The sequence below is a fragment of the Streptomyces sp. NTH33 genome (assembly GCF_003236365.1).
Lineage (GTDB): Bacteria > Actinomycetota > Actinomycetes > Streptomycetales > Streptomycetaceae > Streptomyces.
The window spans coordinates 1-11,677 of record NZ_POTZ01000222.1 but is presented as its reverse complement, the minus strand read 5'-3'; the positions used below and the strand labels follow the sequence as shown (position 1 = coordinate 11,677).

At 67.2% G+C, this 11,677-nt stretch carries 9 protein-coding genes and 1 tRNA gene; 8 read left to right on the top strand and 2 right to left on the bottom strand.

The window, feature by feature from the left end; genetic code table 11:
• The first annotated feature begins 8 nt into the window (after positions 1-8).
• The 7 genes from C1I97_RS20930 (at position 9) to C1I97_RS20900 (ending at position 7,044) form a co-directional block, all read left to right on the top strand.
• Positions 9-2,057: an ATP-binding protein gene (locus C1I97_RS20930; RefSeq protein WP_258382665.1), complete on the top strand. Its 2,049-nt coding sequence runs from the start codon at positions 9-11 to the stop codon at positions 2,055-2,057.
• Between the two features lie 204 nt (positions 2,058-2,261).
• Complete coding sequence (locus C1I97_RS20925) at positions 2,262-2,726, top strand: hypothetical protein (protein WP_111004756.1); 465 nt, start codon at positions 2,262-2,264, stop codon at positions 2,724-2,726.
• Positions 2,727-2,739: 13 nt separating this feature from the next.
• Positions 2,740-3,249 carry a hypothetical protein gene (locus C1I97_RS20920; RefSeq protein WP_111004755.1) on the top strand — a complete coding sequence of 170 codons (510 nt, stop codon included), beginning with the start codon at positions 2,740-2,742 and terminating at the stop codon, positions 3,247-3,249.
• A 90-nt stretch (positions 3,250-3,339) separates the two neighbouring features.
• The gene (locus C1I97_RS20915; protein WP_111004754.1) at positions 3,340-4,239 is read left to right on the top strand and encodes a bifunctional DNA primase/polymerase; all 900 of its coding nucleotides are present in this window, start codon (positions 3,340-3,342) and stop codon (positions 4,237-4,239) included.
• A complete protein-coding gene (locus C1I97_RS20910; protein WP_111004753.1) occupies positions 4,236-5,393 on the top strand; it encodes an AAA family ATPase in 1,158 nt (385 codons plus the stop codon). The genes C1I97_RS20915 and C1I97_RS20910 overlap by 4 nt, the downstream gene beginning before the upstream one ends.
• Positions 5,390-5,584, top strand: coding sequence for a helix-turn-helix transcriptional regulator (locus C1I97_RS20905; RefSeq protein WP_111004752.1), 195 nt, complete (start codon positions 5,390-5,392; stop codon positions 5,582-5,584). Before C1I97_RS20910 ends, C1I97_RS20905 begins: the two co-directional genes overlap by 4 nt.
• Entirely contained in the window at positions 5,581-7,044 is a 1,464-nt protein-coding gene (locus C1I97_RS20900; RefSeq protein WP_181446825.1) for a tyrosine-type recombinase/integrase, read from the top strand. Before C1I97_RS20905 ends, C1I97_RS20900 begins: the two co-directional genes overlap by 4 nt.
• An 89-nt stretch (positions 7,045-7,133) precedes the next feature.
• On the opposite strand, the gene C1I97_RS20895 is transcribed toward C1I97_RS20900, so the two are convergent.
• The gene (locus tag C1I97_RS20895; RefSeq protein ID WP_111004751.1) at positions 7,134-10,454 is read right to left on the bottom strand and encodes a type ISP restriction/modification enzyme; all 3,321 of its coding nucleotides are present in this window, start codon (positions 10,452-10,454) and stop codon (positions 7,134-7,136) included.
• A 430-nt stretch (positions 10,455-10,884) separates the two neighbouring features.
• A tRNA-Arg gene (locus tag C1I97_RS20890) sits at positions 10,885-10,956 on the bottom strand.
• Positions 10,957-11,081: 125 nt separating this feature from the next.
• Between C1I97_RS20890 and C1I97_RS20885 the strand changes: the two genes are divergently transcribed.
• Positions 11,082-11,552, top strand: coding sequence for a response regulator (locus tag C1I97_RS20885; protein WP_111004757.1), 471 nt, complete (start codon positions 11,082-11,084; stop codon positions 11,550-11,552).
• Positions 11,553-11,677 lie beyond the last annotated feature (125 nt).

The window sequence follows — 11,677 nt, the reverse complement described above, 5'->3', positions numbered from 1 at the left end:
GCCCACCGCTGGCCGTCGTCCCCGACGCGCCGGTCGCGCCGGTGGTGCCGCTGTGGGTCCGCTCCGGCCGCGCCATCAGGTCGGCCGTCACCCACGAGACCACCGTCACGGCCGCCCGCGCGGTCGCCCGGCACAGCCTGTATGTGGTGGGCGGGGCGCGGATCGTGGCCCGGCGTACCTGGGACGGCCGGACCGCCGCCCGCTATGAGCGGATGCTGCGGGCGGCGGAGGCCGCCGGGAACCACGAGGCCGCCGCGGAGTGGGAGGAGCGCGGGCAGCGCTTCCGCGAGGCCCGCCACCGCCGCCGCATGGACCTGCTGCACTCCCCGGTCGATGCGGCCAAGGGGATGCTGGTCGGCACCGGCATGGGCATCGGTGGCCTGGTCGCCCTCGGGGTCGTGCTGGCCATCGCCAACAAGGACGCCACCGACGTGGTCACCCCGCTGATGGCCGTGATCGAGTTCATCCGCCTGATGATCACCATTGTCCAGGTGGTGTGGGGGCCGCTCGTCTCGATCGGCCCGTTCCTGGCCCTGCTCGCCCTGTGGGCCGTGGGCCGTCACCAGCAGGCCGCGCCCACCTGGGCGCTTCCCGCCAACGTCCGCAACGAGGAGGGGGAGCCCATCACCCCCTCGATCGTGGTCAAGGCGCTGCGCGACCTGGGCGTGCCCGCACTGCGTAACGCCATCAAGGAGATGGGCGACGCCGGCGCGTCCATGCTCGGCCCGATCCGCATCGCCGGATGCGGCGTCGAGGTCGACGTCACCCTGCCCTCCGGGGTGTCGACCATCGAGGTGCAGAACCGGCGGCGGAAGCTCGCGGAGAACCTCACCCGCCACGAACACGAGGTGTTCATCACCATTCCGCAGGCCGCGCGCACGGTGCGGCTGTGGATCGCCGACTCCGGGGCGCTGGATGAGCCGATCGGCCCGTCGCCGCTGGTCACCGACGAGACCCTGACCGCGGACTACGCCAAGGGCCGCGCCCCCTGGGGGCAGGACCTGCGCGGCGACGCGGCCGCGCTGAGCCTGTATCAGCGGCACCTGCTCATCACGGGTCTGTCCAACCAGGGCAAGACGGCCGCGCTGCGGGCGCTCGCCCTGTGGCTCGCCCTGGACCGCACGGTCGAGTTCCGGGTGGCGGACCTGAAGGGCGCCGGCGACTGGGCCATGTTCGACGGGCTCGCCACCGTCCTGATCCAGGGGCCGACCGACGAGCACGTCATCGAGGCGACCGAGATGGTCGAGGGCGGCGTGGCGGAGATGGAGCGGCGCCTGACGGCGCCGCCCGGCACCGCGTTCCCGCCGCTGATCCTGCTGGTGGACGAGGCGCAGGTGGCGTTCATGTGCCCGCTCACCGACGCCGACAAGCGGCCCTACGGCGGCTCCAAGGCCACGTCCCGGTACTTCATGGCCGCCCGGAAGATCCACAACCAGGGCCGTGCGGTGAACGTACTGCTGTGGCAGGGCACGCAGGACCCCACCGACCAGAACCTGCCCAAGCTGGTCCGCGAGGGCGCCCACACCCGTGCCGCGCTCGCGCTGGGCACGGAGTCGCAGGCCCGCATGGCGCTGGGGGACAAGGCCGTCGACGGCGGCGCCGCCCCCAACCTGCTGCGGCCCGGCCTGGACAAGGGCACGGTCGTCGTCGCCTCCGACGGCATCGCCATCCCGGCCGGCCAGTCCTCCATCACCGTCCGCACCCACTACATCGACACCGACACCGCCGCCGAGATCGCCGAGCGGGCCAAGCGGCTGCGCGACGGGGTGACCACGCTGCACGTCATCGAGCGGGACGAGGAGCGCGACCCGCTCGCCGACATCGCCACCGTGCTCGGCAACGCGCCGCGAGTGCTTACCGCGGACGTGCTCAAGCGGCTGTCCGCGCTGAACGCGGACGCCTACGGGAAGTGGACGCCCGGCGACCTCAAGCGGGTGCTGGAAGCCGCCGGTGCGGAGCCGTACAAGTCCGACGGCCGCATGGTCGTCGGCCGCGACCGCGTCGCCCGCGCGCTCGCCAACCGCGACGCGGACGGTTCCGCTTCCGCCTCCGAATGACAGGGAGTCGGCCCCCGGCGGATCAGGGAGGCAGGGAGAACTCCCTGAACCCCTCCCTGGCCCGCCTCCCTGGCCCTGACCAGTACGAATGATCCATCAGGGAGTCAGGGAGGCCCGCAGGCCGGCACCCCCGAAACCCCCTCCACAGCCACCCCGCAAGGGGGTGGTTCCGCCTCCCTGACCGAGCACCGGAAGGGATTCCGCATGTACCCCGAACACGTCCGCCACGCGCCCCTCGAAGGGGCCGTGGAAGTCCACCAGCCCACCCCGATACCGCAGACCGTGCCGGTCGCGGCGCCGCTCGTTCCCGTGCAGCCGGGGCACGTCCCGGCGGTGGCGAGCGTGGTCCTGCCTGACGGGCGGGTCGTCACCGGCTACGCCATCGAGCCGACCAGGCCCGAACCGGTCGCCGTGAAGCCGGTCGTCTCCCGCGCGGCGGTGAACGTCGCCCTCGGGGGCGTCGGGTTCCTCGCCGTCTGCGGCGGCCTGCTGCTGCTCACCTCGTTCATCGCCGCACTCGCCGCGCTCGTCCAGCAGCTCATCATCCTGGCCGCCGTCGTCTTCGGCGGCTGGATCGCCGTGCAGGTCTTCACCGCCGGCGGCCACCGCGAGCGGACCACGGTCAACATCCGCAAGGCCGTCATCAAGCGCAGCCACTTCCACGGCTGACCAGAGGAGCAACGTGTTCGAGATCCGCATCATCTGCGACCCGGCCGACACCGACCGGATCACCGCCGCACTCAGCGGCGCGTTCACCGCCGGCGCCGTCCGCACCTACCCCACCCGCGACGGCGAGCGCACCCGGCTGTACGTCACCGCCGACCACCGCCCCGAGCCCGGACCGTGGCCCACGCCGGACGAGGCGTACGCGCTCGCCCCGAGCCTCATCCGCGAGATCGGATGGACCGCCCGGACGGCCGCCGACAAGCCGTTCGGCGAGCACCTGGGGCGGGAGTTCTGGCTCCGCAAGGCCGCGCTGCTGGACCGCATCGCGCTGCGCGCCGAGGAGGACGGCCCCCGCGGTGACGCGGCGGAGGTGGCCACGGAAGCGGCCCGCCGGCTCATCGAGCACGACCGGGAGGGCGAGGGCGACTACCACGGCGCCCCGTACTGGCCGGAGCACCCGGCCACCGCCGCCGACCCGCGCGGCTACGTCCGCCAGGAGTACGCCCACTGGGCCACGAACCACTAGCTACGCCGCGGCGGCGGGACTCCCCAGCAAGGTCGCCCGCCGCCGCGGTTCTCCCTGCCCATCCGCAGACAGAACAGGAGAACCCCCAGCATGCCGCACCTGGACGGCTCTGCCCAGCTCACCGCCGCGCTTGACGCAGCGTCGCGTGACTGGCGTGTCTTTCCCCTGATCCCCGGTGACAAGCGCCCGGCCGTCTCCGACTGGGAGACCCGCGCCACCACCGACCCGGACCGCATCACCCGCGCGTGGTCCGTGGCCGCCTTCAACGTCGGCATCGCCACCGGCCCGTCCGGCCTGGTCGTCATCGACCTGGACAAGCCCAAGCACCCCGGCGACACCCCGCCGGCCGCTTGGGCCGAGCACGGCGTCACCGACGGCGCCGACGTGCTCGCCGTGCTCTGCGAGCGCCACGGCCAGCCCTTCCCCGCCGACACCTACACGGTGCGCACCTGGAGCGGCGGCACCCACCTGTACTTCCTCGCACCCGAGGGCGAGCCCCTGCGCAACACCGCTGGGGACAGCGCTCGCGGGCTGGGCTGGAAGGTCGACACCCGAGCGTGGGGCGGACTCGTGGTCGGCGCGGGCAGCACCTTCGCCGGACACCCATACGAGGTCACCCACCACGGCCCCGTGGCGCCCCTGCCGGGCTGGCTCGCCGAACTCCTGCGCCCGGCCCCGTTGCCCCCACAGACACCCGTCACGGTCGCCCTCACCGGCCACGGACGGCGCACCGCTTTCCTCCGCTCCGCGATCAACGGAGAGGTGCAGCGGGTCACCGGCTCCGGCCCGCACGAGCACAACAACAGCCTCTACATCGCCGCGGTCGCCCTCGGACAGCTCGTTGCCGGAGGCGAGTTGAGCGAAGTCGATGTCACCGGCTGGCTCCTCACGGCCGCGCTCCAAGTCGGCCAGGGCGAGCGCGAGGCACGGCGCACCATCGCCTCCGGCCTGCGCGCCGGAGCACGTCGCCCCCGGACGGTCGCCGCATGAACGCCAACCCCATCCCGCCCCTGCACCTGTACTCCGTGCCCAGCGACCCCGAGACGGTCCCCATCGCGCCGCCAAAGCGGGAGCGCCCCCGGACCGCATGGACGGCCGATCAGCTCATGGCCGCACACTTCCCCGAGCCGAAATGGGCCGTTCCCGGCATCCTCGCCGAGGGCGTCAACGTGCTCGCCGGACCGCCCAAGGTCGGCAAGTCCTGGCTCTCCCTTGGACTGGGGCTGTCGGTCGCGGCCGGCGGCAAGGCGTTCGACTCCGTGTCCGTCGAGGGCGGGCCGGTGCTCTACCTCGCCCTGGAAGACACCCCGCGCCGTCTCCAGACCCGCATGGGCAAGCTGCTCGGGGGCCAGCCCGCGCCCGCCGGTCTGACCCTGGTCACCGAATGCCCGCCCTTCCCGCAGGGCGGGACCGAAGCCATCGCCCAGTGGCTGGAGCGCAACCCCGACGCGCGCATGGTCGTCATCGACGTGTTCGCCAAGATGCGCGGACAGGCCCCGGCCGGGGTGTCGGCGTACGACGCGGACTATGTCGCCGTCGGCTACGCCAAGCGGCTCGCCGACCACTACGGCGTGGCCGTCGTCCTCGTGCACCACGTCCGCAAGGCAGGCTCCGAGGACTTCCTGACCGAGGTCTCCGGCACCAACGGCATCGCCGGAGCCGCTGACGCCACGCTCGTGCTGAAGCGGGCGCGTGGGCAGGCGGACGGCATCTTGCACGTCACCGGTCGCGACGTGGACGAAGCCGAGTACGCCCTCAGCTTCCAACCCGCCTCCGGCGCCTGGCACCTGTTGGACGGCCCGGTCTCCGACCACACCGTCAGCGACACCCGCGCCACGATCCTGCGGTACGTCCGTGCCCACCCCGGCGCCAAGCCGAGGGACATGGCGGGTGAGCTGCCGCACGTCGACATCGACACGATCCGCCGCACTTGCAACCGCATGGCCGACGCCGGACAGCTCAGCAAGGACGCCGGCGGCCGGTACTACCCGGACACCGAAACCCGGACGCAGGGCGCCCAAGAGGTGTCCGCACTGTCCGGCTGTCCGGTTACTACCTCTGACCAGCACGAACCTCCCGGACAGTCGGAATTGGAGCTGTCCGGCCTGTCCGGTGCAGACGAAGCCGAAGGGATGGCGAAATGAGCGCCCGTACACGGGACGAGAAGATGACCGTCAAGGAGGTCATCGCTGATCTGAAGGTCGCCCCGTCGACCTTCTACCGGTGGCGCCAGCTCGGGAAGGGGCCCCGCGCGATCAAGCTCCCGAACGGCGACGTGCGGATCCGGCGGTCGGAGTACGAGCGTTGGCTTGCGGAGCGGGAGGACGCTGCGTGAGCACTGAGAACGACGTCCCGGCCGGGCGCCCTCGCGGGTCGGCCCGGCCGGGCTACTCCTTCGACGTCAAGCTGTGGAAGGTGACCAAGACTGGACGCAAGTCCCGTCCGTGGCGCCTCCGGTGGGTGGTCGCAGGGCGAGTGCACGGTGAGACATTCACCACGTCGGCTCTCGCGGAGAGCCGACGGTCAGAGCTGTGGCAGGCCATGAATCGGCGTGGTGAAGCGTTCGAGATCGAATCGGGGCTGCCTGAGTCCGAGGTGCGCGCGGCGGCCGAAGCCGCCGAAGCAGCGGACGCCGAGCCGCCGTTGCGATGGTTCGAGTTCTGCCGGAAGTACATGGCCGGGCGGTGGCGTACGGCTGCGGCCAAGACCCGTGAGGGCATGGCGGACGGCCTTGCGGCCGTGACGCTCGCCATGGTCAAGCGTGGGGACGACGCTCCCGACGACGAGACCCTTCGGCTGGCCTTCCGGTGGGGGATCGTGCCCGCGAACGCGGGGGAGGACCCGCCGGCCGAACTCAAGGCCGCGTACGACTGGGTCACGACGACCGACCGGCCACTGGGTGATCTGGCCGACCCTGAAGTGTTCGAGGATGTGCTGTACCGCCTCAGCTACAAGCTGGACGGCACCCCAGCCGCAGGCGACACGTACAAGCGGCGGCGCCGCGCTCTGAACACCGCTCTCGAACACGCCGTGGTCGCGGGGGAACTCCCGGAGAACCCCCTTCAGCGCGCCCGCCGGAAACACGTCGGCTCCAATGACGTGGTGGACCGCCGCGTCCTCGTGAACGCCGTACAGGCCCGGCAGTTGCTCACGGCCGTCTCCTACGTCGGGTCATGGGATCGCTGCCGCGGGCGGCGCCTGGTGGCTTTCTACGCGGTCCTGTACTACGCGGGACTGCGGCCCGCTGAGGCGGTCGGGCTGAGGCGGTCTGACTGCCACCTGCCGGAGACGGGCTGGGGCACGCTGACACTTCGGGAGACACGCCCCGTCTCCGGCAAGCAGTGGACAGACTCCGGGGAACGACACGACCGTAGGGGACTGAAGGCACGTGAGGCAGCCGCCGATCGGCCAGTACCCATCCCGCCTCTCCTGGTCGCCATCCTCCGAGCGCATCTGAAGGAGTTCGACACTGCTGAAGAGGGGCGGTTGTTTGGGAACGAGCGTGGAGGAGTAGTCGGCTCTTCCACATACTGGCGGGTGTGGCAGGAAGCGCGGCAGTACGCTCTTCCACCAGATCGCTATACCTCGCCGCTTGCCGGGCGGCCGTACGACCTGCGGCATGCGTGCATAACACGATGGCTCAACGCTAGAGTACCCATTGCCGAGGTGGCGCGACGAGTTGGGAATTCACCAGAGGTGATCCATCGCCGGTACCACGGCTGTATTGATGGCCACGAAGAAGCGGCCAACGCGAAGATTGCGCAATCGCTGGAAGCGGACGAAGACACTACCTGACAGGAGAACCTCGGCGGCGGCGGCAAGGCGCGAGTAGCGATGACATCCCGCAGTTTGCCGCCGTCAGCCGCTGCAACGGCTAACCGTCGCTAGAAGATGGCCCCCTCTTCGCCCTGTTTTGGAAGGCTTGTGGCGTACTTGGGAACTGGCAGGACGCCGGCAGAAGTGAGGTCGTCCCTAGTTATACGCCGCCCCTGGCAAACCTCATCCAACAGATCCCGTTGCTGCGGTTCCAGTTCGACGAGGAGACCGAGCACATTGAGCAGATCCAGCAGTTCCGACGTCCAGTCTGGAAGCCAGGTACGCGCGTACTCCTCGTCAAGGGGAAGTTGCCGCTTGCCCGCTGGATCCTTCCGGCGGTATTTGAACCACCTATCAAGCACATTCCAACCTGACACCGAGTAAGCGAAAACTTGCGGCTCGACCGGCGCAATGCAACCAGCCCCGATCCACAGCTTCTTCGATTCTGCGTCGAACCGAAGATCGGCTGGCATGCCCTCCACGGTATCTGGGATGGCTTCCTGGCTGACTGGACGACGGCCCTCTGGCATTCGTGGACGCTTGGGAGGCGCGGGCCGCCCTGCCGACGGATCCGCAAACCGCTCACCATAGGTGTGCAGCCACAGCACGTTCCGTCCAAGTTCGACGGCACGGGTCCAGAGAGTCAAGTCTGCAGTAATTGGTACGCGCGCGCCGGGGACCTCAAGGTCTTCTTTGAAGCGGTCGGTATATGCGGGATGAGAGGTAATCGCCGCAATGTAAGCAACCAGATCTTCGGCAGTCACTGAGGTGTTGAGTCGTTGCGCAACGACTTGCAGCAACTTCGGTGTTACGTTCGGCGCATCTCGCCCAGTGGTGCGATACAGCGGTCTCACTGCCCCGCTGCGCCCATTGTAGTAGTCCATGTCAGGTATGACTGAACTGAACACAAGACCGGGACCACCCCGTACTGCGTGTGCGTTCTGTTCAACCACAAAGAGTTGCTCATCGCTTCGGACGCGCCAGAGGTCCCGCCGGGGCCGAACTGTCAGCCGATTGTCAGGAATCATCCACTGGCGATCAAACGCCCGATAGCCGACGCGCACAGGTTCGACCACGCCGCGTGTCTCTTCGGCTAGAGTCACCCGCCCCCGCTCCTCGACACCGGGGAGGGAGTCAACCAGGGAGTGCAGCTCGCGGTCCTGTGGCTTCCCACGCTGATCGGCCCTCAGGAACATTTCAAGCTTTTCTTCTTCATCTGCCGCCAAGAAGAGTTGCCACCGTCGTACAAGCGTCGCGCGGTCGGGCGCGTACACCCACCTGCGCCCAGGAGTCACACCTCGCGAGGACCAGGGCATTAGGTCGCTCAGCCGAGGGCTTGACTCCCACAAGTCGCTGCCTGGCGGAAGAAAGAGGTCTGTATCCCCTGAAGCGCACGTTCTCCAACGGCTGTCGTTAATCGTGATCGAAGTCAATTGCTCGATCTTCTGATCGCGATGACCGCCCAATGCTAGGTGCCGGACTACCGCCGGAGGCTTAGGGGTATCAGTGTCATCGGGTCGCTGCCAGCGCACAAAGACCGCAATGCAAAGTTCCTGTGCGACTTCGGGAAATATGCGTGTTGAGCCGTCGGAGCGTTGTCCCTCGGGGGAGAGGTCGATGATCCAGCCTTCATCGGCCACCGATCGTAGGTACTTGCGCATCCCCGCAAAGCCAACGCCTTTGATCCATGCCCGAGGGGTGATGAAAGTAATTACTCCGTACTGCGCGTCATCATGGCAGTCAAAGACCTTCCATGTCGCCCAGTTCCAGAAGTACACGTACAAGTTTGACATCTTGGACTCATACTTGCCGTTCCCTGGAAGTCTGAACCGATTAAGTGGCGCCGGGACACCTTCATCGGGGTCGCCGAGTTCAATCCACTTCCCTGCCCCCTTACTTACGGCGTCGTATGGTGGATTGCCGAGCACGACCATGACTCGCTCTTCACGCTTTACTCGGTTAGCTTTCTGACGCGATTCGGCGATAGCCTTGAATGTACCCGGAAGCCACTTGAACTCATCCTTCGGGTTGTCCAGGGTGTTGGTCACATAGAGTCGGAGCCCTTGGGCGGGTGCCTCAGATTTAAGGTCCTTCAGTCTGGCGTGCATGCGTAGTTCGGCTACTGCATATGGACCGGTCTGCATCTCGAAACCGATCAGTCGCTCACCAGTCATTTCCCGGAGGCGAGGCGCCACGGAGCCGGGCCCTTCATCTTCGGTGATGGACTGGGCGGCGCGCTCCAGGATGTTCAGGAGGAAAGTCCCTGTGCCCATAGCAGGGTCTACGGTCACCACTTGTGGGGAAGAGAAACCGTCAGATATGCCGAGGCGCTGCCTAAGGACGTCCTCTGTGAACCTGACCATCGCTGCCACTACCCCGTTCGGGGTGTAATAAGAGCCAGTCCGTTCACGCAGCTTTGGATCGTAGACTTGGAGGAAGTCCTCATACAGGCGCAGATAGGCGTCACCGGACCCGTCATCGAGGACTTCCCAGTCGACTGCGCCGATTACACGTATGAGCGTGTCAAGAGTGGTGGAGAGGCCGGTAAGGGAGTCGTCCGTTAGTACATCCAACGCCTTGCCCATGAGTGAATGCTTCTTGCCGAGTTTATTGGCAATGCCGTGCATCGTTTCGTTCTCGAATGCGATGCCTTCGACTCGTGCGAGCAGCAGGGCGAAAACCACTGTTTGGGCATACTGGTCGGCGAACTCTTCGTTGCTTTGATTTGGAAAGAGTAGCTTGCCCCAGTCTTCTTTCAGAACGGTGAATGTCTCCAACCGTTTACCGGCCTTCTCCAAGGCCAGAGCCTCTTTCACCTCTGTGCAGAGCAATTTACATAGTCCGGCGACAGCGTGAACTAGTTGGGTTATGTTTCTCGGCGGCTGGGGCTTCCAAGTGAGGAAATCGAAGATTACCTTCGAGATGCCAGCATCGGCTGGCGCCAATTTATGGCCAGCGGTTCGCACAGATAGATTAGTCCGTGCGAGTTCTCCAACTCGCTGCCCGTTGCGGTACAGGCCCCACTGGTTGCCGTCGGAATACAATACGTTCGGCAGGAGTTTGAGTTTCTGCCACTGGCGTGCATTGCGGCCCGTGAACGTTTCCGGATCGGCGCCGACGCCGGGGCGCTTCAACTCCACATGACCGACTAACGCGTCGGCAATGTGGACGGCATAATCCGGTCGGACGCCTATGTCGACAAGTGGCACCTCGCCGATAAGGGTCGACTTCAAACCAAGCGCACCCGCCGCTGCTGTGGCGAGTCGCTCGAACGGTGCTCGGAGCTGGTCCTCCGTTCCAGTTGAGCCCTTGAGCTTGGGTTTCACCTCCTCGCCGAAGACAGACACCGCCTTGCGGATAGCTACCTCGTACCCTCCCGGCTCGCGCATCCGGGCACCCCCAACCAACCTGGCCACCTGCGAAATTGACAGCAAGTCAGGACAGTAGGCCTCATAGTGCCCTTCGGCAAGATCTTGGGCTCCGGCTTGGCCGTTCGGGAATCGTGACGCCTCGTGCTTTGGTGGCACGGGGGCCGGCAACGGAGGTGGTTCGTTCACCTCAGTCGGATGCCTGTAGCTCTCCCGTGCACACTCAGAGGAACGGCTGTGCGCAGTCGGTAATCGTCCGCTCCCAACGGCTTCGCCGGTACCTTGCGTGCCTCTGCGTCGCCATGACGCAACGCGACGTGAGTGTGTCGGAGCTGTGTCGCGAACAGTGAGACGCAACGAAGAAGAGCGGGAGCCAGTGAGACTGACTCCCGCTCTCTTCTGTCGGCATCCGCCCTGGTCAGACCACGGCTTCGGGTCTCTGACCGGCGAGTGCCCCCGGCAGGATTCGAACCTGCGCACACGGCTCCGGAGGCCGTTGCTCTATCCCCTGAGCTACGGGGGCGGGGTCGGGCGCGCTCTGCGCGGCGACGAGTAGAACACTACCAGTTCCGTGGGGGTGGTCATGAACGTTTTCCAGGGGGCGCCGCGTCCAACCGGAAGCCGGGGCGTCCCTCGGACGGGGTGGAAGTGGGGAAAACCCGGACGCGGTGGCCGGTCCGCACCTACTCTCGAGTTGTGCCAGCCGCTCCCGGCCGGGTGCTTGTTGTGGACGACAACAAGGTCATCCGGCAGTTGATCAGGGTCAATCTCGAGCTCGAGGGGCTCGAGGTCGTGACCGCGGCCGATGGTGCCGAGTGTCTGGATGTCGTGCATCAGGTGCGGCCCGATGTCATCACCCTCGATGTCGTCATGCCCCGGCTGGACGGGCTGCGGACCGCCGCCCGGCTCCGGGCCGATCCGCTCACCCGTGATCTTCCTCTCGCCATCGTCAGCGCCTGTTCGCCATACGAGGTCGAGGCCGGGCTCGACGCCGGTGTCGACGCCTTTCTTCCCAAGCCGTTCGAGCCGGTCGAACTCGTGCGGCTCGTGTGGCGTCTCATCGAGCACGGGCCCCGGGGCGCCGGGGAGGCCGAGCGGGCCGGGCGCAGTCGCGGCTGATCCCTCGGCTGTGGCTGGCGGACTTCCGGAACTTCTGGATTTTCCGGGCGGTCGTAGGTCCTTCGTCCACATGGCGATACCCGGGCCCAATAAGTTCGCTTACCCACCCCCCTCCTCCCCTACGC